The organism is Halomonas sp. 3F2F (assembly GCF_014897805.1).
Lineage (GTDB): Bacteria > Pseudomonadota > Gammaproteobacteria > Pseudomonadales > Halomonadaceae > Vreelandella.
On record NZ_JABUZE010000175.1, the window covers coordinates 1 to 22372 of the forward strand.

A 22372-nucleotide genomic window follows, 5' to 3' on the forward strand; every position below is an offset into this window, starting at 1 on the left:
AATTTCAGGGCGTGGCTGTAGGTGCCGATTTATGGGCGCTTACGATATAATAGTTAGAAATGCAAAAAAAACACTCCAAAAGAGTGTTGACGCTCTTTTGGATAATGGGGCCCTTACTGATCCAATTACCAATCAGCCTGAAGGAAACCGTGATGAAAGTTCAGGCGTTAGACCCCTTAAATCGCTTTCAGACATTATTTCTGGCAAGCAGGGTCGTTTCCGTCAAAACCTGTTAGGCAAGCGTGTTGACTACTCTGCTCATTCGGTTATTACCGTTGGCCCGACCCTGCGTCTACACCAGTGTGGTTTGCCCAAGAAAATGGCGCTTGAGCTGTTTAAGCCGTTCGTATATTCCCAACTGCTGTCCCGCGGTCTAGCTTTTACCGCAAAGGCTGCCAAGAAGATGGTTGAGTACGAGCTGCCGGAAGTGTGGGAGATTCTGGCCGACGTCGTTCGCGAGCACCCGGTACTGCTTAACCGCGCACCGACGCTGCACCGTTTGGGTATCCAGGCGTTTGAGCCGCTGTTGATCGAAGGTAAAGCGATCCAGCTGCACCCGCTGGTATGTGCCGCCTACAACGCCGACTTTGACGGTGACCAGATGGCGGTACACGTACCGCTGACCCTGGAAGCCCAGCTTGAAGCCCGTGCGCTGATGATGGCCACCAACAACGTGCTGTCGCCGGCTAACGGCGAGCCGATCATCGTACCGTCGCAAGACGTTGTTCTGGGTCTTTACTACATGACCCGCGAAAAGATCAACGCCAAAGGCGAAGGCATGGTGTTCTCTGACCTCAATGAGGTAGAGCGCGCGTTTGGTACGCAGTCTGTGTCGCTGCACGCCCGAGTCAAAGTGCGTCTAGATGAGATCGATATTGAAGAAGAGACCGGCGAGCGCAGTTTCCACCGCCGTATTTACGACACCACCGTCGGTCGTGCGCTGCTGTTCCGCATTCTGCCGGAAGGCGTGCCGTTTGAGCTGATCGACCAGCCGATGAAGAAGAAGGCGATCTCCAGTCTGATCAACGAAGTGTATCGTCGTGCCGGCCTGAAGCCGACCGTCATCTTCGCTGACCAGCTGATGTATACCGGTTTCCGCTTAGCAACGTGGTCGGGTGCCTCTATCGGTGTTAACGATTTCGTTATTCCCGATGCGAAAACCGAGATCGTCGACGCTGCAGAAGCGGAAGTTAAAGAGATCGAAGACCAGTTCTCTTCTGGCCTAGTAACCGCTGGCGAGAAGTACAACAAGGTTATCGATATCTGGTCCAAGGCCAACGATAAAGTTGCCAAGGCGATGATGGTGGGTATCTCTAAAGAGACCGTCATTGATCGTGAAGGCAACGAAGTTGAGCAAGACTCGTTCAACAGCGTCTTTATCATGGCCGACTCTGGTGCCCGTGTTAGCGCCGCCCAGATTCGCCAGCTGTCGGGTATGCGTGGCCTGATGGCTAAGCCGGATGGCTCGATTATTGAAATGCCAATCGTGGCGAACTTCCGTGAAGGTCTGAACGTACTGCAGTACTTCATCTCGACCCACGGTGCGCGTAAAGGCCTAGCTGACATAGCGCTGAAAACGGCCAATGCCGGTTACCTGACCCGTCGTCTGGTCGATGTGGCACAGGACTTGGTGATCACCGAGACCGACTGTGGCACCGAAAATGGTCTGACGCTGCACCCGATCATCGAGGGTGGTGACATCATCGTACCGCTGTCTCAGCGTGTACTAGGCCGTGTGGTTGCGCAGGACGTGGTTGACCCGAGCACCGAAGAGGTACTGATCCCGCGTAATACACTGCTTGATGAGAAATGGTGTGCATCGCTGGATACCATGGGTGTGGACGAAATTATCGTTCGTTCGACCATCACCTGTGATACGGCTCACGGCGTATGTTCCTCCTGTTACGGTCGTGACCTTGCCCATGGCCATCAGGTCAACATCGGTGAAGCGATCGGTGTTATTGCCGCTCAGTCGATAGGCGAGCTGGGAATACAATCCGTATTAGATAGTAAAAAGCGTTCAAGTTTTTTGCAGGTTAAGCAGCCTGTTTTTGATATTCAGGTGAAGCACGGCGGTAAAGTACGCCTGCATAACATCAAGCATGTAGAGCGTGCCGATGGCAAGCTGGTTGTTGTGTCTCGTTCAAGCGCCTTGGCGGTTGCCGATGACCATGGCCGTGAGCGTGAGTACTACAAGCTGCCTTACGGTGCTGAGCTTTCCGTACGTGACGGAGACGTGGTTGATGCCGGTGCGGTAGTGGCTAAGTGGGATCCGCACACGCACCCGATCATTGCGGAAGTAGAAGGTAAGGCGCAGTTCATCGATCTCGACGAGGGTGTCACCATGCACCGTAGCGTCGATGAGATGACCGGACTATCCTCTATCGAAGTCGTCGAATCGGCCGCACGCCCGATGGCAGGTCGTGACAAGCGCCCGATGGTGATGTTGAAAGACGCCGCTGGTGAGTACGTCTCTGTATCCGGTTCCAACACGCCGGTTCAGTACCTACTGCCAGGTAACTCGATCATCTCCGTGGAGGATGGCGCGACCATCGGCGTGGGTGAAGTGGTTGCACGTATTCCGGTAGAGGCATCCGGTAACAAGGACATCACCGTTGGTCTGCCGCGGGTTGCCGACCTGTTTGAAGCCCGTAAGCCGAAAGAGTCTGCCATTCTGGCGGAAATCAGCGGTGTGGTGAGCTTCGGTAAAGAGACCAAAGGGAAGCGTCGTTTGACGATCACACCGGAGTCTGGCGATCCGTTTGAAGCGCTGATCCCGAAATGGCGTCAAATCGCCGTCTTCGAAGGTGAAGCGGTTGAGAAGGGTGAAGTCATTTCGGATGGCCCGAGCAACCCCCACGATATCCTGCGTCTGCTGGGTGTCGCGGAACTGGCCAAATACATCACTGCCGAAGTACAGGACGTTTATCGTCTACAAGGTGTAGGCATCAATGATAAGCACATCGAAGTTATCGTGCGTCAGATGCTGCGTAAGGTAGAGATCACTGATTCTGGTGACTCTGACTTCATCACCGGCGATCAGGCAGAGCTCGTGCGTGTACTTGAGCAGAACGCACGGCTTGAGAAAGACGGTAAGTTCCCAGCCAAGTATCAACGCTTGCTGCTGGGTATCACCAAGGCCAGCTTGGCCACTGAATCGTTCATTTCGGCGGCGTCGTTCCAGGAAACGACACGCGTACTGACCGAAGCAGCGGTGACCGGCAAGCGCGATTATCTGCGTGGCCTGAAAGAGAACGTGGTGGTTGGGCGTCTGATTCCGGCAGGTACCGGTCTGACTCACCACGCAGAGCGTCGTCGCAAGCGCGAAGATGTTGAGTGCCTGCTCAATCCTTCAGCTTCAGAAGTCGAACAGGAACTGAGTGCTATGCTGACCGCGCTGGATTCTGATGATGAACTCTGAGTGTGTTATGCCCGGGTTGGTGAGTCTACTGCTGCGTTACACCAAAGCGCTGCATGCCCAGATCTCACAGTCGACATCACAGCCTGTGATGAGCAGTTGTGTCGCCTGTTGCTAAGCCTGGATCGCTTGTCGAACAGCGAGCCGCTTATGCCCCAGTAATTGATTGCCAACATGTTTGACGTTCACCTAGAGAGCGCCATCGAAGCGACTGATACGCTGAAAAAGATGGTTGGACTTATATGCACACGTGCTAAAAGACCGCTCTTGGCCGACAGCTGCATTTTGCTATCCGCATACGAATGGCATTGGCGTTGCTTAAGAAAATAGGTTATTAAAGCCCCAGTTATTTTAGGTGGCTTCCTGCGATGGGCATACGAAAAATAAGTGATCTCAAACCGGTTTTTAGCGGTGACAATGTTGTCGAGTGGCAATCACTTGCCGGCACAAGATTTCGCTACGAGCGAGATCGCTGTGCAGTGGGGCAGGAAATGGTGCCGGGGAGCGAAGCGTACGATTGGCACGTGCTACCTAAGAGTGACCTTAGCCATGCCAAGCGAATGGTATTTCGATTAATTAATGAAGATGAATTCTGAAAATCACGATAAAGAAGCATTTCGAAAAGTCGGCTTTACCCTCAATGCTGCTAATAACGGCAATCAATACGAAAATTGCGCTGTACTAGCGGAAGTAGGTGGCTCGGAGACTTCTTGTGTATCGTTACGAACGATGCAGACCCCTAGCAAAAACGCCACCTCAAACTGCCATTGAGTCGCCTCTTCTCATCGCAGAAGCGGTTATCGGCCTTCGTTAAGTCCGGCTTTATTAGTCTTACGAGGGGTTTGTAAGCGGATGGAAGACATCTTAGGGAGCAGGGATATCGGCTCGCAATGCAACGCTTCTGCAATCCTGTATAGCTTCTCTAAGGTGATGCTCACCTCACCATGCTCTATCTTCCCCATATAGCTACGATCAATGCCTGCTACTAATGCAAAGCGATCCTGAGAGAGGCCATTCGCTCGGCGCTTTTCCCTAATGTTTTTTCCGATAGCGACTGCCAGCTCTTCCATATCTGCCTCATTGGTCATGAGGCAGGACTATCGAGCGTTGCGGCCTATCAAGCCACGGCTTATAATCCGTATTTTCACTCCTTTGATGCCCATACCCATGTCCCGTAACCTCCCGAGCATAGATAGGCGAATCATTGAACTCTTACTGAAACCAGAAAATGTAACATTCTGCGTTCAAAGCCTTCGGGATCAGTACATTGAGCAATACGACGTAAATCCATTTCATAAAGCGCCACTGCGTCGCTTTATTTATGAGCGCGTAAGAAAGTTAATTAAGGCCCAATTTGTAGAGAAGGACAGTGAGGTAAAGAGCCGCGGTCAGAAGTACCATGTAAGCTCTATGTTGATAGAAGCTGATCTTGAGACTGATGAAGATGACTTTGCTTCATGGCTACAACGTACTCATCCTCAAACACCGAATGAGCCATTCATCAATGGTGCGAGCCAGTCAAATATCGAAGAGAACAGACAAGCAGTAAAGGCGCCTGCCGATAGCTACACGGTATTGGAAAAAAAGTTAAGTGAGGCGCAAAGCCGGTTTTTGGAAGCTTTAGGGGAAGTGGAGGCCTTCCAGCAGCTTATGAGGGACCATCCGGAGCTTAATAATTGCCTTTCAATTGACTACCGCAGTGCTCACGAGCGTAGCTCACGTCTTTTAGGCCATGTCAGTGCTTTAGAAAAGGCTATAAGCCGCCTCAGTGGCTCATGATTGTATTGCGGAAGTGGCAAGCGGACTGTTTAGACAAGGCCAAAGCACACTATCAGAGCCACCGTGATTATTTCGTTCAGGCAACCCCGGGTAGCGGAAAAACGCGTTTTGCTGCCGAATTGGCCAAGTGGTTGCTCGAAGAACAGCTTATCGACTTCGTTATCTGCTTTGCCCCTACGCGGGAAGTGGTTGCAGGTATGCAGCGCACGTTTTCGGCTGTTTTAGATCAGCGTTTTGGAAACGTCATTGCATCCGCAGGAGCCGCTTATACTTACCAGTCCATGGAATACCAACAGGAAGAATTTTGGGATATTTTTAAAAAATTCCGCGTATTAGCTATCTTCGACGAAATTCATCACTGCGCAGGTCATGATCCTCTCCTTAGTAACACATGGGGGCAGCAGATTATTCGGAATATCCAGGATCAAGCTACTTATACCCTCGGCTTGTCTGGAACCCCTTGGCGTTCTGATGACCTTCCTATCGCGTTGGCACGGTACTCTGATCCAGAAGGGCAGCTGATCTGTGACTATCGTTATGACCTACAAAGTGCTGTGAACGAGGGCGTTTGCAGAGCCCCACGGATTACGCTGATCGATAACCCTTTAATCAGGCTCGTCGAGGAAAAAGAAAACACTGAGTCTGTTCGAGGGTTTTCATGCTTCTCTCAACTACTCAGTGAGTCACCCGTTAGCTACGAAGACTTGTTGCGCCATGACGACATCCTCAATGCTGTGCTGGAAATAGGTATTCAGCAGCTGAATGAAACCCGACGAAAGACCCCTCAAGCTGGGGGGCTAGTGGTGGCAACGGATATTGAGCATGCCCACCAAATTGCTGGAATACTGAATGCTAAGCATCAAAGCTATGTTGTGGTCACCAGTAAAACACCTCGGGCTCAGCAACTAATCGACCGGTTTCGGCATGACAACACCTGCTGGATTGTAGCGGTTAGCATGATTTCTGAAGGCACAGATATACAGCGTCTTTCAGTTTGCTGTTACCTCAGTCGCATTCGTACCGAGCTTCACTACAGGCAGGTTCTTGGTCGCATCTTAAGAAAGATGGGTACTGATGACAGAGAGGCGTGGCTATACGTGATCGCTGAACCTACCCTGCGTAAATACTCGCAAAGAATCGCGAATGATCTTCCCGAGGATCAATCCACGCTGCAGGCAAAAAAGCTTAATGGCCGTCCGACCCAATCCCACGCTGAAAGTGCCAATGGCGATACCGAAGGCGCAAAAGAAAGTGAAGGTAAACCCCTTTCCGTTAAAGAGCAGAATGGAAAGAGCGAGCTGCAAGTTAATGAGGCTTCATTACTGACGCTGAGCTTTTCTCAATACTACCGGCAGTACCTCTTGTCGCTGATATAGCCACATCTACCCTCATATACCAGTTCCACCTAGCGCAATGAGCATTGACAGAGCAGCCTCAAACAAGCGGAAGCGCTCCCATTCCATGCGAATGAAAATACCCTTGTGTGTATCGACTGACCGCCGCACCGGCAGTTTATGGCGTGACTAAAAAGTTAAGTTTTGAAGCCTAAATTCGTCTCATAAACTTAAAATTTAACTAAAGTGCCAGTTTTCTACAGAAATTGAGCGGGATTTTTTTCCAAGCGATGACTTAGGCTCCTTGTTTTGGGGCTCTCCAACCCACCCACCCATCAAAGTTAACGAAAAATTTATGGGATAGATCTGAGTATTGCGCCATGGAAATCCGTTAGGTTGTTGGAGAAAAGAGTCGCAGCTGTGTGCTGGCATAGGGCTAAGATGATAGTGCTCAGCGCAGGTAAAGGCCAGAAGCGTAGAAGATAAGTCTTGTGTATGCGTTGATCAGCAGCTTAGTGAAGGCTTAGTGCGTGAGTCACTAGACGTCGTAACTAAGCTGCCAATCAATGAAAGCGGTTGAGGCGATCAGGTTATTCCTCTTCATCCCAATCATCTTCAATAGCGCGCTGCAAACGGCGCTCCTCGAGCCATGCTTCTACTTGGCGGCGGGCGCGAAGCGTATCTGCTTTGCTGGGTTTGCTTTTGCCGTAGTGGTCATCGTTAACAGCGTCTAAGTTATCGAACTCATCTGCATCGATTGCATCACTGGCATAAGATTCACGATTTAAGGGGTCACGGCTCATAGTATGCCCTCCAACCCAAGCCGGCGCACCGGCATCACAACGGCTTCTTCTTTCAATCGATAGATGAAACAAGAAGCGCCTGGCGCTTTTATGCGCTTAGCCGCTATATACCGCCACTTAGGTTGAAGTTCAAGCCCCTGAGGCTACTTTTTGTTTATTCTGCTAGCTCTTGGCGCTTTTGAATGGCTGCCAATGCTTGCTGTGCTTCTACGCGTTCCGTCACATCTTTCTGTACGCCGATGTAGTACATCAAGTTATCAGCTTCGTCATAAACGGGTGTAATAGAGAGCTCGTTCCAGAACATAGTGCCGTCTTTGCGATAATTACGCAGCACTTCACGAGAAGGGCGACCCTCTTTCAGCGCTTCCCGGATAGAGACCAGTGCATCTTGGTCACGGTCTTCATTTTGTAAAAAACGGCAGTCGCGATAAAGAATTTCATCTGCACTGTAGCCGGTGAGACGTTCGAAGCCTTGGTTGACGTAAATCAGAATGTTTTCATCGCCTTCTTGCTCTGCAACGACGATGCCATCCTCGGAGGCGTCAATAATGCGTTCGAGTAACACAGGGCTGATCAAAGGAGATCGTTTCATCAATGGGTTCCTGTTGCTGCTCTCGTTCTTCCGAAGCTATGCGCTGTCCATCAACGCGGAGCTAAGCGGCATTTCATATTGCTTAATAAAGGTAGAATAGCAAAAACCCAGCTAATCACCGCTAATTACCTACCATCATGGCGAGCGTTGTGATGCATTGCAATCGACAGCGCTATTCTGCCTCAGGTAATCGTTGGGCTGATAACATGGCACCGAATGCTGTCCCAGCAAGCAGAATAGCAGCGGAGCGCTACCAGGCCATTTGGCCAATCCACCAATTATCCCGCCTACCTTGGTCATTGCGTTCCCTTGGCAGTTGCTAATGTAAGGTGACAGAATGAGAAACAAGGATGCCACATTAAAACGTTTAGGAACCTCTGTATGTCACGCATTCAAATACGTTACTGCACGCAGTGCCAGTGGTTGTTACGCAGTGCTTGGTATGCCCAAGAGCTGCTTTCAACCTTTGGCGAAAGTCTTGCAGAGGTTGCCTTGTCTCCCTCTCATGGTGGCACCTTTGAGATATGGTGCGACGAGGCGTTGCTATGGGAAAGAAAGCGCGATGGTGGCTTTCCAGATATCAAGGTCCTAAAGCAGCGCGTGCGGGATAAGGTCGAGCCAGCCCGGGATTTGGGGCATATCGACCGATGAACCAAGATCGTCAAGCGATACTGTATGGTCTTGGAGCGGTGGCGCTATGGTCGACAGTTGCTACGGCTTTTAAGGTCGCTCTTGCCTGGATGAGTCCGCTAGAGTTGATGTGGCTCGCGGCCCTTGTATCTTGGGCATTCATGTTTGTGTTGGTAGTGAAGCAAGGGCATTTAACAGAAGCCCTTCGCCATGGCTGGCGAACCGCTGCATGGGCTGGGTTGATGAATCCTGTTGCCTACTATCTAGTGCTGTTTGCCGCTTACGATAGGCTGCCTGGGCAAGAGGCAATGGCACTCAACTATACTTGGGCGCTGGCAATGGCGCTTCTGGCGGTACCGATCTTAGGGCAACGGCTCACGCGAGTGGATGTGGTCGCGGGGCTCATTGCCTACGCGGGGGTCTGGGTGATAGCAACCCGCGGTAATGTTTTCAATGTAGATTTCGCAGACCCCCTTGGAGTCGTGTTTGCACTTGTGTCGACGCTGTTATGGGCGCTCTACTGGTTGCTCAACGCACGGGATGAAAGAGCGCCCTTGGTCGCACAATGGCAGAACTTCAGCGTCGGCTTGCCTGTTTTAACGCTGCTATTAATTGTCGGGCCAGGGTTCAGTTGGCATGGCTGGCAAGCTTTAGGCGCGGGTGTCTACGTGGGTCTTTTCGAAATGGGGGTCGCTTTTATTCTTTGGCAGATGGCGGTTCGCAAGGTCTCGCGTACGGCCAAGGTGTCTAATCTGATATTTCTTTCGCCGCCTATTTCGCTGCTACTGCTCTATCTGGTTGTCAATGAGCCATTGTTGGCATCCACGTTGGTAGGGTTGATGCTGATCCTTTCAGGGCTAGCGCTGCAGCAGCTGCAATCTTCGAAAGCCTAGCTCTTGGAGCTTAAGGGGGGGGGGCGGAATAGCCCTATTCCCACAGATATTTCTCACTGATTTGATTAGCAGGTTGTTGAACGACGCTGCTAGCAAGTGCAGGTACCGAGTGTTTTTGGCCAGCCCACGATAACGAGCCTTTCGCTTTTTGTTCTGGTACTCAGCTTCGGAGAAGGTGATCTGATCCATGACAGTACTGAAATCTATGCAAGACAATGGCCGCATTATCGCTGATGTTAGGGTTTTTCTCAGAGCCTCTTTAAGATTAGTGGCTTAGAAGCGCTAGCGTTAAACGATAAAAAGGAACTGTCGTTGTCTCATTTGGCGGATGCTTGAAACACGCTATCGAGCAGAGGTTCAAGTGCTGGCCAAACGTTGTCTAAAATAATGGGTTGAGCTGCTGCGGTGGGGTGAATGCCGTCATCTTGCATCAGTTGCTCGTTAAGCGCTACGTCTTCCAACAAGAAGGGCACGAGAGGTACGTCATACTCATCAGCTAACGAATGAAAAACACCGGTAAAGGCATCACGGTAGGCTTGGCCATAGTTGGGCGGAATATCAATGCCGAGAAGCAGTACGTCAGCACCTGCCTGTTGGCTTTGTTCAATCATGCCAGCTAGATTAGAACGCATTTGAGCAGGCGGAAGGCCGCGTAATCCATCGTTGCCGCCAAGCTCTAACAGAACGATATCAGGCTGTCGTTGTCCGATAATGTTAGCTAATCGTTGTGCACCACCGGACGTCGTTTCACCGCTGATACTGACATTGATAACCTGGGCTTCACTATCTAGCCGCTCAGCCAATAACGTTACCCAACCCATTTCTTGCTCTATACCATAGGCGGCACTAAGACTATCGCCCATGACTAAAAGTGTTGGGCGTTGGTCGGCGCTGAGTGCTGGTGCGCTAAAGATGACTATCAGTGCCAGCAACCCTCCGGTTACCATGCGGTTCAGTCTTTGCCTCGCTATAGGGATGCCATGCTTCATGTCTTACTCCTCTGATCCACAAGCCAATTTGGATCCAAAAGCCCACTTGGACCCAACCGCTAATTTGCCAACCGATGCTGCCTCTTCGCATCAGCCCACCACCGACACCATCACCGCTAGTAATGTTCCTCACAAGCAAGCTCACCAGCCAGTCCTGCATGCTGAGAAACTATCTAAACAGGTGAGGAGCGGAGAGCGTTCGCTAACTATCTTACACGACCTTTCGCTCAGCGTGGCCGCGGGAGAAAGTGTTGCCATTCTTGGTAAAAGCGGTGCTGGTAAGTCGACCCTGCTAGGGTTATTGGCTGGGTTGGATACGCCCAGTGATGGTGAGCTCACGCTATTTGGCCAGCCGCTGAGCCGAATGGATGAAGATGGGCGTGCAGCGTTGCGTGCCGGAAGAGTCGGTTTTGTATTCCAAAACTTTCAGCTACTACCGACGTTAAGTGCATTAGAAAATGTGCTACTGCCGTTGGAGTTGTCTCCCAGAGCGGGAGAAACTCAGGCAGCGGCTCAATGGCTTGAGCGAGTCGGACTGGGTGAGCGCACAGAGCATCTGCCTAAACAGCTTTCGGGAGGCGAGCAGCAGCGCGTTGCCATTGCTCGCGCATTCGTTACCGACCCTGAGCTAGTCTTTGCCGACGAACCAACAGGTAACCTTGATCCCGATACGGGCGCACAGATTATTGACCTGCTTTTCACGCTGAACCGTGAAGCGGGCACGACGCTAATTTTAGTGACCCACGACCACGCACTTGCCCGCCGCTGCGACCGGTGTTTGCGCCTGGCTAACGGGCAGTTGATGCCGTTCGAGCCAACCGCTGCTGCCAGCGGGGGTGGCGATGAGTGATATAAACTGGCGGCTTGCGGCACGTAGTTTGAAGCGTGACCTACGTGCCGCTGATGTTCGCGCGCTGTTTGTCGCGCTGGTGTTGGCAGTTGCCGCTTCTACCATGATCGCCTTTTTTTTAGATCGCCTGGAACGTGGGTTAGAGCGCCAAGCAGGTCAGATGCTGGGTGGCGACTTAGTTCTTGAGCAGCGCGAGCCATTCTCTGAGGAGCTACGCACCACGCTAGAGCAAGCGGGTTTTACGCTGAGTGATCAGGTTGATCTGGTGTCAATGATTAGTCGTGGTGAGCGCTTCCAGCCAGCTAGCTTGAAAGCGGTGGATGAAGTCTATCCTCACTATGGCGTTTCCCATGTGGATCGTGGCAACGGGGTTGAGCAGATTGCATCAGGTCCGCTGCCTGGGGAAGCCTGGGCAGACCCGCGGTTAGCGCAACTGATTGACATTGCGATAGGCGACCGTGTTCAAGTAGGCCAAACAGAACTTCTTGTTAGTGGGATTATCGAGCGCGAGGCGGATCAGTCGGCTGGTTTTAGTAATTTCAATCCTCGTTTAATGCTCAATACCGCCGACTTGGAAGCAACAGGATTGGTGCAGTTAGGGTCACGGCTCGAGTTTGAACTGCTTGCTGCTGGGCCTCCTACAGCACTGGAGCAAGTACAGGGCTTGCTGGCCGAACTAAAACGTAATGGGGTAGACGTACGTGATGTACGTGTTGACCGTCCTCAGTTAGGCAACGCGCTTCAACGCGCTGAGAGTTATCTTGGGCTTGCCGGATTGGCGGCGGTATTATTAGCGGGCGTCGCGGTGGCTATGTCGACTCGTCGTTACGTTGAACGCCATCTAGACACCGCGGCGTTGCTGCGCTGCTTCGGCGCTAGTCAATATCAACTGGTGACTATTTTTACCCTGCAACTAATGGGACTCGCACTGATGGCCGCAATTATTGGAGCGCTGTTAGGGCTTATTGGTCAGGCTGTGCTGCTGTGGCTGTTAACAAGTTTTCTGCCTATGACTTTACCACCCCCCGGCATTATGCCGCTCTGGCTGGGCATTTTTACTGCACTTGCGGTACTGGTTGGTTTTGCTGGCCCCACACTGTTACGCATTAAGCGTGTTAGTGCGCTGAAAGTGTTGCGTCGTGAGCTTGACCCACTACCACCGTCTGCTTGGTTAGTAGTGGGAGTGGCGAGTCTAGTGTTTGGTGGCCTGTTGTGGCTTTACTCAGGCAGTTTTTCGCTTGCACTGGCTTTACTCATTGGCGGTGCGGCCCTGTTAGGGCTTCTATGGATGGCTAGCACGCTGTTGCTAAACGGCCTGTTGAAAGCTGTTCAACGGCTTTCCGGTGGAAGTGAGTGGGGCCAAGCGTTTCGGTTGGGCGGCAGGCAGCTGGCCCGCCGAAAGCAGGCAGGGCTTGGGCAACTGCTGGCGTTTTCGGTCACGTTTTTTGCGATGGCGATGATCGTACTGGTGCGGGGGGATTTATTGTCCACCTGGCAAGATCAGTTGCCGGCGAATACCCCTAACTACTTTGCTATCAATATTCAGCCCAGTGAGCGAGATGCCTTCGAAGAGGCGGTTGCTCCGCGGGTGGAGACCCAAAGCACGCTGTACCCAATGGTGCGCGGAAGAATCAGTGCTATTAACGGTCAGCCGCCGATAGAAGCCGTTCCGCCTGATGCCAGAGGTGATAACTCGCTGCGCCGTGAACTGAATCTTACCTGGCAATCAGAGCTGCCCGAAGGTAATCAGGTCGTCGCCGGAGAGTGGTTTTCACAACCGCGTGAGCCACAGGGGTGGATGAGTGAGGTGGAGGCCACGCCTCAGGAAGCTGCTAACGTTGTGCCCATCTCGGTGGAAGATGGACTAGCAGAGCGCCTTGGCCTTGGGTTAGGCGACGAGCTAACGTTCTCCGTCGGCGGTGATACCATCACTACCCGTATTGAGAGCCTGCGCAGCCTTAACTGGGATAGCTTTAACCCAAATTTCTTCGTTATTTTTCCACCGGGCGTGCTTGAATCGTTTGGCCATAGTTTTATCACCGCGTTTCACTTGCCAGAGCAAGAACAGAGCTTAATCCGACAATTAGTCAATGATTTTCCAGGTGTCTCACTGCTCAACGTGGATGCCATCTTAGGCCAAGTGCGCGAGGTGCTTACCCAGGTCACCCGAGCAGTGGAGCTAGTGCTTATTCTGGTTCTGATGGCTGGCGTTAGTGTGCTTTATGCAGCACTGACGGCTAGCCGGCCGGTACGCGCCCATGAGAGCGGCTTGCTGCGTGTATTTGGTGCAGGTAACCGAATGATTTCACGGGTACAAGGTGCTGAATATGCGCTGCTCGGTTTTGCCAGCGGTTTGATGGGGGCCTTCCTTGCAGAGTTTGCCACTGCCGCGCTTTATCTCTATTGGCTTGATTTAACACCGCGCCTACATGTGAGCTTATGGTTAGTTCTGCCCTTAGGGGGCGCATTACTGATTGGCATTATCGGACATGCCCTTTCTTATAGCCTGCGGCGTCAAGCGCCTGCGGCGAGTTTGGGGTTGCTTGGAGAAGCTTAACAGCACGTTGCCAAGTGCTATGCTTAGCGCTTCTCACAAGGAGGTCATGACATGCCCGTGTCTTTAGGTCATCGCCAGCTGACGGCTGGGGTTTCGTTGCTGCTACTTTCCGGTGCGGTGAATGCGTCGCCTCAGCAACTTGAAGCGGAGCTTCGCGAGCGGCTTGGCAATGAAGCGAGCGCATTCACAGTTGCCCAAGTGTATGAGCAGTCTGAGGCTGTTATTGCTGAAGACATTGCTATCACTTATGCCAATGGCGACGTGTTTACTATCGAACGCTATCTCGTTGAAGGCGACTATCATCGTCCTGATAACGTAGTTATTGATGGTATGGCCGTTAGCGAGGCTGGCAGCTCGCTGCCTTTTTTCAGCGTCGCCTCCATTGAACTGCCTAACGCAGTGCAAGCCGTGCCGTCGATTGATGAAATGAGTGCGCCAGGCATGGTATGGAAGGCGCTGAATGCGCGTGACATCACGCTAAACCTACAGGGTGAGGCAGCGGATGAGTTTTTTAGTGAGCTAGACTCTCCCCCGCTTGAGGGGCAGTTGCACATTGAAACGCTGACGCTTGAAGAGGTCAGCAGTAGCGCTATTGGCTTGTTCGATATGCAGGGCGTCAGTGCCGATTTTAATGACTTGGAAAGTGGGATTAGTTCGGTTCTTGCGCTCGCTAATTTGCGCATTGAGCAGCTAACCGGAATTGATACGCCTGGGGAAGAGAGCGTGGAACATGCCGCGTTGAATGGCATGGATCTGTCCGGAGATGGTTGGCGCGTAGCGTTGGATAGCGCCTGGGTAGAAGGCAATTCCTATGTGGGCGATGCAGGCTTCGAAGGCGCATTTTTTGATATTGGGGGACTGCTGCCTTTATTGCCACTCGAGCAACGACAAGAGTTCGAAACCTTCAACAAAATACTCACAGGGGGAAGTGGTCAGTTACAGGCTGAAGGGCGCAGTCATTCCCGCTGGGAGGAAGGGGGGGAAACCGACCGCTTGATCGCTGATGGCTATGTGCGCTTGAGTAGTGCTGCAGGAATTGAATACAGCCTTGATTTGCCGATCAGTTTGCCAAAAAGCGTTTCCATTGAGCAGGCAATGCAAAACCCTGCGTTGTTTGAATCAGCCACGTTGCATGGTGGTGAGGTCGTTGTGGCTTATACCGATGAAGGGTTGCTGCCGCGATTAACTACCGAGATCGCCGCGCACGAGAATATTACCGAAGCGCAAGCAATCTCTATGGCGGTGGGGCAGGCTCGTCAGCTTGAGCCTATGTTAGGCTCGCAAATAACCAAATTAATGACCGGGATGGTCGACATTATGGCTGGCCATTCCCAAGCCTTAACGGTCAATGTCGCATTGCCCAATCCGTTTACTTTTAACCAATTCATGATGAACCCGATGGCGAGTACTGAGCGGTTTACGTTCACCTATGAGCTAAAGTAGCGCGGTTGACCAGTTAGTCAGTTTTTTGATGACGACTGCAACATGAAATACGCTCATGCACGACCTGACGCGGATGCGATGAAAGTCGCGTCAGGCTGCGTTATGATAGCGGCCTAGTTTCCCCATGATGATCCTTTTGTAACGAGGTTCCCGCCGATGTTCAGCCGCGATATGACAATTGCCGGATTCGATGATGTGCTATTTGACGCGATGCAAAAAGAAGTTGCACGCCAGGAAGCTCACATTGAATTGATTGCTTCTGAAAACTACGCCAGCCCCCGCGTACTGGAAGCGCAAGGCAGCCAGCTGACCAATAAATACGCCGAAGGCTATCCAGGTAAGCGCTACTACGGCGGCTGTGAATTTGTTGATATCGCTGAAAATCTTGCGATCGACTACGCCAAACAGCTGTTCGGCGCGACCTACGTGAATGTTCAGCCTCACTCTGGTTCACAGGCCAACAGCGCGGTTTTCCAAGCGCTGGTAACGCCGGGTGACACCATCTTGGGGATGAGCCTGGATGCCGGTGGTCACTTAACCCATGGTGCCAAGCCTAACTTCTCTGGCAAGCACTACAATGCTATCCAGTATGGGCTGAACGAACAGGGCTTGATTGATTACGATCAGGTGGCTCAGCTTGCTCGCGAGCACAAGCCCAAAATGATCATTGCTGGTTTCTCTGCCTACTCGCAAATTGTCGATTGGGCTAAGTTCCGTGAGATCGCTGATGAAGTAGGTGCCTACTTGTTGGTTGATATGGCGCACGTCTCTGGCTTGGTTGCTGCAGGCATTTACCCAAGCCCGCTGCCCCATGCTCACGTCGTCACATCTACCACGCACAAAACCCTGCGTGGCCCACGCAGCGGCGTTATTCTCTCCGCTGAAAACGATGCGGATATCGAGAAAAAGCTGCAGTCAGCTGTCTTCCCTGGTGGTCAGGGCGGCCCGTTGATGCATGTTATTGCTGCCAAGGCGATCTGCTTCAAAGAAGCCATGGCGCCTGAATTCAAAGCTTACCAGCAGCAGGTGGTCAAAAACGCCCAGGCGATGGCCAAGGTGTTTATCGATCGCGGTTACGATATCGTTTCTGGTGGTACCGAAGATCACCTGTTCCTGCTGTCTTTGATCAAGCAGGGTGTGACTGGTAAAGATGCAGACGCCGCCCTGGGCCGCGCTCACATTACTGTGAACAAAAATGCGGTGCCTAACGATCCGCAAAGCCCATTCGTGACCTCTGGTTTGCGTATTGGCACCCCGGCGGTGACCACGCGCGGGTTCAGTGAGCAAGAGTGTAGTACATTGGCCGGTTGGATTTGTGACATCTTAGATGTACTTGCTAAAGGTGAGGACACCAGTTCAATCGAAGCCCAAGTGCTGGATAAAGTGGCCGAGGTTTGTGCGCGGCTTCCGGTTTATAAATAAGCGCTTGTAACAATGCTCCTTGGCTAAGGATAGCCCAAAGAACGGGCGGCCCATTCGGGTCGCCCGTTCTTTGTTAATGCTCCGTTCTTTTTAAGAATAAGGTCCTTAGTTCAGCTTTTCGAGAGCGGCCAAGCTCTGTTTTACCAGTGCCGCTGCGTCTGCTTGCGAAGCTGATTCGCTATAGCAGCGCAGCTCCGGCGCATTGCCAGAGGGGCGAAGATGCACAATATCGCCATTTTCAAGCGTGGCTCTTAGGCCATCGATACTATTCACCGCTGAAATGCGAGACTGAAGCCCTAACGTTTGCTGCATCAGCTCAGGCGAGGTTTGCCACTCGGCCAGCAACGCATGGCTTTTCTCTGTGGCGAAATCTTTGAGTCTATCGCTTGCCGTATAGCGAGCAGGTAAATCAGCGATTAACTGCGAAAGGTTAACCCCACGCTGGGCGGCCATCACCATTAACGTAAAAGCAGGTAGTAGCGCATCACGGGTGGGTAGTGCGGCTAACTGACGGCCATCGCTTTCCAGACTGCTTCCCAATAGAAAGCCGCCGTTGGCCTCAAACCCAGCCACTCGCGCAAACCGCTTATTGAGTTCAGCCATACTGTCCAATACATACGGTGAACCGATACGCGTGCGCTCAACTAGCTGGAAGGCACCGCAGGCTTCTATTGCCGTATTGCAGCTTACCGGCACGGCCAGGGCTTCGATTCCCAATGCCTGGGCGCAGAGTAACCCGACGATATCACCACGCTGCCATGTCCCCGTTTCATCCCCCAGCAATGGGCGATCACCGTCACCATCAGTAGACAACAGGGCTTGTAACTGGTGCTGGCTTGCCCAGGCACGACCTTGAGCCTGATCCTCGTCGCTAACGGCTTCGGTATCTACGGGAACGAAGGCCTCGCTGCGGCCCAACACCACCACATCCGCACCTAACTCGCTCAAAATATGCGCGCTTAAATCACGGCCTGCAGCGGAGTGCTGGTATAAGCCTACCCGCCAACCTTTCAATGGTTCACCTGGAAACCATGCTGTGAAGCGTCGGGAGTATGCCTTGTTTGCTGCTTCAGAGACCTCGCCGCGCGCTGATGCAGCGAGGGGAGGTATTGCTGCCTCGGCATTAAGAATGGCAATTTCATCAGCTTTGGTGATCTCGCCATCGGGGCGATAAAACTTGATGCCGTTCCGGTCAAACGGGATATGACTGCCGGTAATCATAATGCAGGGTATGCCATCCGCCATCGCTTTTAGCGCCAGCGCGGGCGTTGGCAATACGCCATAGTCATCCACCTCCACTCCCAGCGCATGGGCAGCGCTAGTGCAGGCGGCTGCCATCGCGGGGCTGCTGGGGCGGCGATCCATGCCTAACGCAATGCGCTCCACTGGAAAGGATGTGCGCATGGCGCTAATAAACGCCACGGTAAAGGCCGCACATACTTCATCGGTAAACTGTTCAACCAGCCCTCGCGCGCCGCTGGTACCAAAAGCAATGCCGCTGTCATCAATAATCGCGGTCGTGGAACGTACTGAGCTCAACATGTATCTCCTGGAGAAAGTGCCTGCCATGAGTTTAACACCCTAGGCGTGAAGCGCTACGGGGTGCTTTGGCTATTGAAGTGGGCAGTTGTAATAGCAAGTTGCCAAGACAAAAAAGGCCCCCGCAAGCGGAGGCCATCAGCAAATGTCAGTCCTTTTTATTAAGCTTCAGCGAGGCCTAAATTCAGACCTACTAAGATAGGGTCATGGTCTGAGCTACGGAACGCATCATCGGCGTATAGGTTGTCATCCTGACGGTCGCTGGTGAAGTCGGTGTTGTAGTCCAAAGCAGATGCCTCATCCGCATTAATGTGCCAGGTCGTGGTGCCCGTGACCTGTGTTGCGAGCGTTTCACTGGCTAACGCATGGTCCAATGAACCCCAGAAACCATCAAAGACGTAGCTGTAATCATCATCAAGCAGGTCATAGCCAGCATTTTTCAGGGTTGTGATGGGGTCTTCCATGGCATAAGCATTCAAGTCGCCGAGAATCAGCACATCGCTGTCATTGCTACCGGTGGGCTGGGTGGATAGCCATTCAAGCAATTCCTCCGCGGCCTCGACCCGTGTGGGGTTGTTGTTGGCCTGTCCGTCGCCGATAGCGTCTTCACCATTGACGACACTGCCTTTGGATTTGAAGTGATTAACCACCACCGAAAAGGTTTCACCTTTATTATCTTCGAAGGTTTGCATCACTGGTGCGCGGTTTGCAGTGGCGAAAGCCCCATCGGTTTTAGTGACTGCAGCGCCCGTAGGTGTCACCGCCTGACTGTTGTAGATGACCCCAACGGCAATGGCGTCATCCCCAGGGCTAGTGGTGTTGCCATTCTCATCTTCGGGGACGCTGTAAGCCCAAGTGACATCCTGAATGTTTTTATCCTGCACATCTGCATTCAGTGCATCAACCAACGCTGCGATGGCGCTATCGTCACCATAGCCGTTATTCTCGATTTCCATCAGCCCCACCACATCGGCACCGCTGGTATTAATCGCCTCAACGATTTTGGCTTCCTGGCGGGCAAACTCTTCGGCATTATTGGCCCCGCGAGGATTATGCAGGGTGCCATTTAAGGTCTCTGTTTTATTGCCGTTTTCATTCAGCGTCGTGAAGTAGTTCAATACATTGAAAGAGGCCGCCGTAATATCGGCCTCACCCAGGGCATCCGTATCAGGTGTCGCCGGACGCTCCGCGCCGGTAAAGTCCAGACCTTCGACGTTTTGAACTTTCCACTCTTCGAAGTTGTAATCAAGCACGCCTTCGAGTGTCTGAAGCTCGTCGCCACCGCGCAGCGGGTTAGTGCCAGAAAGCTCCTCACCGTTACGACCATAAATAATTGGATCAGCGTTTTGTGTCGAGTTCGCGTCATCGATTTTGATGGTGCGCGACTCTGCATCTTCAAGCCACGCGTTATAGCCTTCTACATCAGGCTCGTTGACTTCAGTGAACTGCTCTAAACGGCCACCGGACGAAAGCGTGACTTCGCCGTAACGGCCAAGCTCGTAAAGTTCGGTGACCACCAATGGCTCACCGTCCAGTGCTTCTATGGCGACTCGCATACCTTCAAAGGCTTCCAGACCTTGTTTGTCGGTAAACGGCATAACGATTCGCTGGCTTTCAGGCAGAGGAATATCGTTTGCCAGTACCTCAAGGCTGCCGCGCTCGGCGGTTAACTGCGTTTTATCGAAATACTCTGAGACCTCACCGCTAATACGAATTTGATCGCCGGCAGTGAGTTGTTCCAGCCAATCGCTACTACCGCTACCTGCGTACACAAAAATACCTTCTGACGTCTCGGCATTATTGTCGTTATCGTTATCTTCCTCTTGCAGGAAGAAGCCATCCAAGCCAGGCGCTACCATGGTGACGATGGCTTCAAGGGTAACGTTCTCACCCGCTAAAGTGCTGGTGTTCGAGTTACCCTGTACGGCAGAAATCAGCGTGATATCTACCTGGGGTTCATTAGCAAGGCCCGGAGACGCTACGGCGGCTACATCACTAGCATCACCGCCTAGTGCGTCAGAGCTAATTGCTCCCTCGGTATCAGTGGTGGTGAATTTGCCTAAATCCACATCCCAAGAAGCGGCGTCAAACCCGTCGGTATCTGGGTAGGCTTCCATTGCCACTTGGTTGCCATTAACACGTGGGTCACCTTGCCACAGCGTTACCGCATCGCCACCACCACCCAGGCCAGAAGCATTCTCGGCATAACCGATTTTTAAGGCATCGATATTATCCAGGTTGCTCCACGCTGAACGGAATTCCGCGACTGACTGGGCGTCGCCATCGACCATGACAATCGCTGATTCCCCAGGAGCTAGCGAGCTTAGCCCCTTAATTTCAATCGCATCTACGGGATCGGCGCTGTCATCATCGTAGTAAAGCGGCATATCGCTGAAATCAAGCGCTTCAGACGAGCGGTTGGTTACTTCAAACCAATCGGCGGTGACGTCAAAGCCGCTTTGGCCCGACCATATCTCAGTGATGGCTAAACCAATATCGAGCTCGCCCGGTACATAAGGAGCTTTCATCGTGCCTACATGAAAGTCAGTGGTGGCATTGGTGGGTAGTTCAGCGTACTCAAATGACCAGTTCTCTGGGTTACCAATGGCGCTTAATAGCTCCTCCGCCGTGCCGAAGCCATTGCCGGTAAAGGCGGCATTGCGTACGCTGCCAATGGCAACCGCGGTGATACCCTCTTCAAGGCCAGGCGGCAGGGAAGAGTTATTAGAGGAGTCTGCAGTGTCTTGCCACGCATCGCTGTTTGTTTGGGCTGCGTAGATAAACGTTGGGTCGCTTGCCTCGCCGACGAAAACAAGTACTTGGTCACCGCCGACCGAAAGGTTGAACCCGTTATTACCTACGTTGCTGCTATTAGCAGGCGTGAACTGCGAAGAGTCTGCGGTATAAGTAACAACCGTGCCTGCCGGTACGCCGCCTTCAGGCGCCGTCCACTTAACGGCGCCTTCGCTGGCGCGGAAGCCATCGCCTGCCCAGCCTGAGTCAGTAAAGGTAATTTCCGCACCTCCGCTGATACCTTTCAATGCGACGAACTGAAAGGATTTTTCGCTACCACTGAGCGCAGTAATCGCAATGTCACCGGGTTGAGGTGCGAAATCAGGCAGGTTGAATTCAATGCCTGTGCTCACAAAGCGCTGCTGTTCGGCGGGCAGATCCTTAGACTCTTGACCATCCTCTAACCAATCCACCGTACCGCTATCAAACAGCACGCTCGCAGTAACGCCCGACTCGGTGATGGAAACATCGAAAAGTGATTCCGGCTTCGCCGTTAGTGCGTCCGGTAGGGTATTGAGATCCGGGCCGTCTATTTCACGAACGGCATAATCGCCATCCCATAGATAAAGACCAAAACCAACGTCGTCATCATCATTAACCGGGCCCGCTAGTATCAGGTAGCCTTCATCGCCAGCAGGTTCAATAGAACGCACCGCGCGGCCATCCAGGTCTAAACGAAGGGGATCGCCAAAAGAAGCTTCGTTAGCCTCACCAGAAACGAGGTCAATCACATTTTCAACGGGCACTAATTGTGCGAAGCCATCATCCAACGGCGAGCGGAGGCCAAGGTGAAGGGAATCACCGATAAACACAGCGCCTTCAATATTAACCCCTAACGAGAGGCTCAGCGCATTTTCACCGAGCCCATGGCCATTTTTGGCATCCCAGTCGCTAAGCTGGCTGGCTAAATCGGTAAACTGGCCCGTCACCTCAATGCTCAAATTCTCAGCATTATCACCGGTCACTTGAGTGGCGAAGATCATCGAGCGCTGGCTGCTCTCGTGGGAGCCTAGCCAGTAGTGGGTGCCTTGATAAGTCGCCACCGCTTCCAAGTCCACCTCCTGGGTGTCATTCAAGCCCAGGGCAGTATTCAGGTTAATTTCCGCCAGAGGGGCACCATCAGTGTCGCGCTCATAGAGGCGTAACACTTGATCTTCGTCATCCGCCACCAGCATTAGACCCTCACCCACGGCAATCGCTGCTGAAGCGTCAGAAGTGCCCGTGTGGTAGCGCTCTCCCAGGTTGAAGTTTGGGTTGCTTGGCTCAGGCTGACTGGGCTCTTCAGGTTCTGCTGGCTCTTCAGGTTCTGCTGGCTCTTCAGGTTCTGCTG

At 52.5% G+C, this 22372-nt stretch carries 16 protein-coding genes; 10 read left to right on the plus strand and 6 right to left on the minus strand.

What is annotated here, in order from left to right; translation table 11 throughout:
• Both rpoC and INT21_RS17440 read left to right on the plus strand, forming a co-directional pair.
• Positions 1-3421: DNA-directed RNA polymerase subunit beta' (rpoC, locus tag INT21_RS17435; protein WP_193085540.1), on the plus strand; the 3421-nt coding region annotated here is incomplete at its 5' end.
• A gap of 365 nt (positions 3422-3786) precedes the next feature.
• On the plus strand, positions 3787-4014 hold the full coding sequence (locus INT21_RS17440) for a hypothetical protein (protein ID WP_113269876.1): 228 nt from the start codon (positions 3787-3789) through the stop codon (positions 4012-4014).
• Positions 4015-4215: 201 nt separating this feature from the next.
• Here INT21_RS17440 and INT21_RS17445 read toward each other — a convergent pair whose 3' ends face one another.
• Positions 4216-4488, minus strand: coding sequence for a helix-turn-helix domain-containing protein (locus INT21_RS17445; RefSeq protein ID WP_193068351.1), 273 nt, complete (start codon positions 4486-4488; stop codon positions 4216-4218).
• 97 nt (positions 4489-4585) lie between these two features.
• Here INT21_RS17445 and INT21_RS17450 point away from each other — a divergent pair, with 97 nt between their 5' ends.
• Positions 4586-5197, plus strand: a complete 612-nt coding sequence (locus tag INT21_RS17450; protein ID WP_146779533.1) for a hypothetical protein — start codon at positions 4586-4588, stop codon at positions 5195-5197.
• Positions 5194-6573: a DEAD/DEAH box helicase gene (locus tag INT21_RS17455; protein WP_193068350.1), complete on the plus strand. Its 1380-nt coding sequence runs from the start codon at positions 5194-5196 to the stop codon at positions 6571-6573. The genes INT21_RS17450 and INT21_RS17455 overlap by 4 nt, the downstream gene beginning before the upstream one ends.
• A gap of 548 nt (positions 6574-7121) precedes the next feature.
• On the opposite strand, the gene INT21_RS17460 is transcribed toward INT21_RS17455, so the two are convergent.
• Together INT21_RS17460 and INT21_RS17465 are read right to left on the minus strand one after the other, a co-directional pair.
• On the minus strand, positions 7122-7334 hold the full coding sequence (locus INT21_RS17460) for a PA3496 family putative envelope integrity protein (RefSeq protein WP_089039365.1): 213 nt from the start codon (positions 7332-7334) through the stop codon (positions 7122-7124).
• Between the two features lie 154 nt (positions 7335-7488).
• The gene (locus tag INT21_RS17465) at positions 7489-7926 is read right to left on the minus strand and encodes a PAS domain S-box protein (protein ID WP_193060335.1); all 438 of its coding nucleotides are present in this window, start codon (positions 7924-7926) and stop codon (positions 7489-7491) included.
• Between the two features lie 381 nt (positions 7927-8307).
• Between INT21_RS17465 and INT21_RS17470 the strand changes: the two genes are divergently transcribed.
• Both INT21_RS17470 and INT21_RS17475 read left to right on the plus strand, forming a co-directional pair.
• Positions 8308-8577, plus strand: a complete 270-nt coding sequence (locus INT21_RS17470) for a SelT/SelW/SelH family protein (protein ID WP_193060334.1) — start codon at positions 8308-8310, stop codon at positions 8575-8577.
• On the plus strand, positions 8574-9449 hold the full coding sequence (locus tag INT21_RS17475) for a DMT family transporter (RefSeq protein WP_193060333.1): 876 nt from the start codon (positions 8574-8576) through the stop codon (positions 9447-9449). Before INT21_RS17470 ends, INT21_RS17475 begins: the two co-directional genes overlap by 4 nt.
• 317 nt (positions 9450-9766) lie before the next feature.
• Here the strand turns inward: INT21_RS17475 and INT21_RS17480 are convergent, their stop codons facing one another.
• Complete coding sequence (locus INT21_RS17480) at positions 9767-10438, minus strand: arylesterase (RefSeq protein ID WP_193060332.1); 672 nt, start codon at positions 10436-10438, stop codon at positions 9767-9769.
• On the opposite strand from INT21_RS17480, the gene INT21_RS17485 reads away from it, so the two are divergent.
• The 4 genes from INT21_RS17485 to glyA all read left to right on the plus strand — a co-directional run bounded on the left by INT21_RS17485 (position 10437) and on the right by glyA (position 16710).
• Positions 10437-11288: an ABC transporter ATP-binding protein gene (locus INT21_RS17485; RefSeq protein ID WP_226912702.1), complete on the plus strand. Its 852-nt coding sequence runs from the start codon at positions 10437-10439 to the stop codon at positions 11286-11288. The two genes, INT21_RS17480 and INT21_RS17485, sit on opposite strands and share 2 nt — an antisense overlap.
• Positions 11281-13845 (plus strand): ABC transporter permease, encoded by a 2565-nt coding sequence (locus INT21_RS17490; protein ID WP_193060331.1) that lies wholly within the window; start codon positions 11281-11283, stop codon positions 13843-13845. The genes INT21_RS17485 and INT21_RS17490 overlap by 8 nt, the downstream gene beginning before the upstream one ends.
• A gap of 51 nt (positions 13846-13896) precedes the next feature.
• Positions 13897-15288, plus strand: coding sequence for a hypothetical protein (locus tag INT21_RS17495; RefSeq protein ID WP_193060330.1), 1392 nt, complete (start codon positions 13897-13899; stop codon positions 15286-15288).
• A gap of 156 nt (positions 15289-15444) precedes the next feature.
• Positions 15445-16710, plus strand: a complete 1266-nt coding sequence (glyA, locus tag INT21_RS17500; protein WP_089037385.1) for a serine hydroxymethyltransferase — start codon at positions 15445-15447, stop codon at positions 16708-16710.
• Positions 16711-16815: 105 nt separating this feature from the next.
• Here glyA and INT21_RS17505 read toward each other — a convergent pair whose 3' ends face one another.
• A complete protein-coding gene (locus tag INT21_RS17505) occupies positions 16816-18252 on the minus strand; it encodes a phosphomannomutase (protein ID WP_226930686.1) in 1437 nt (478 codons plus the stop codon).
• Positions 18253-18410: 158 nt separating this feature from the next.
• On the minus strand, positions 18411-22372 hold a 3962-nt coding region (locus tag INT21_RS17510; RefSeq protein WP_226930687.1), incomplete at its 5' end, for an ExeM/NucH family extracellular endonuclease.

Excerpts from the sequence above, each read along its gene's own strand:
- INT21_RS17495 (WP_193060330.1), top strand. The coding sequence starts at position 13,897 with ATGCCCGTGTCTTTAGGTCATCGCCAGCTGACGGCTGGGGTTTCGTTG.
- INT21_RS17480 (WP_193060332.1), bottom strand. The coding sequence starts at position 10,438 with ATGAAGCATGGCATCCCTATAGCGAGGCAAAGACTGAACCGCATGGTA.
- INT21_RS17505 (WP_226930686.1), bottom strand. The coding sequence starts at position 18,252 with ATGTTGAGCTCAGTACGTTCCACGACCGCGATTATTGATGACAGCGGC.
- INT21_RS17470 (WP_193060334.1), top strand. The coding sequence starts at position 8,308 with ATGTCACGCATTCAAATACGTTACTGCACGCAGTGCCAGTGGTTGTTA.
- glyA (WP_089037385.1), top strand. The coding sequence starts at position 15,445 with ATGTTCAGCCGCGATATGACAATTGCCGGATTCGATGATGTGCTATTT.
- INT21_RS17485 (WP_226912702.1), top strand. The coding sequence starts at position 10,437 with ATGTCTTACTCCTCTGATCCACAAGCCAATTTGGATCCAAAAGCCCAC.
- INT21_RS17440 (WP_113269876.1), top strand. The coding sequence starts at position 3,787 with ATGGGCATACGAAAAATAAGTGATCTCAAACCGGTTTTTAGCGGTGAC.
- INT21_RS17490 (WP_193060331.1), top strand. The coding sequence starts at position 11,281 with ATGAGTGATATAAACTGGCGGCTTGCGGCACGTAGTTTGAAGCGTGAC.
- INT21_RS17445 (WP_193068351.1), bottom strand. The coding sequence starts at position 4,488 with ATGGAAGAGCTGGCAGTCGCTATCGGAAAAAACATTAGGGAAAAGCGC.
- INT21_RS17460 (WP_089039365.1), bottom strand. The coding sequence starts at position 7,334 with ATGAGCCGTGACCCCTTAAATCGTGAATCTTATGCCAGTGATGCAATC.
- INT21_RS17465 (WP_193060335.1), bottom strand. The coding sequence starts at position 7,926 with ATGAAACGATCTCCTTTGATCAGCCCTGTGTTACTCGAACGCATTATT.
- INT21_RS17455 (WP_193068350.1), top strand. The coding sequence starts at position 5,194 with ATGATTGTATTGCGGAAGTGGCAAGCGGACTGTTTAGACAAGGCCAAA.
- INT21_RS17450 (WP_146779533.1), top strand. The coding sequence starts at position 4,586 with ATGTCCCGTAACCTCCCGAGCATAGATAGGCGAATCATTGAACTCTTA.
- INT21_RS17475 (WP_193060333.1), top strand. The coding sequence starts at position 8,574 with ATGAACCAAGATCGTCAAGCGATACTGTATGGTCTTGGAGCGGTGGCG.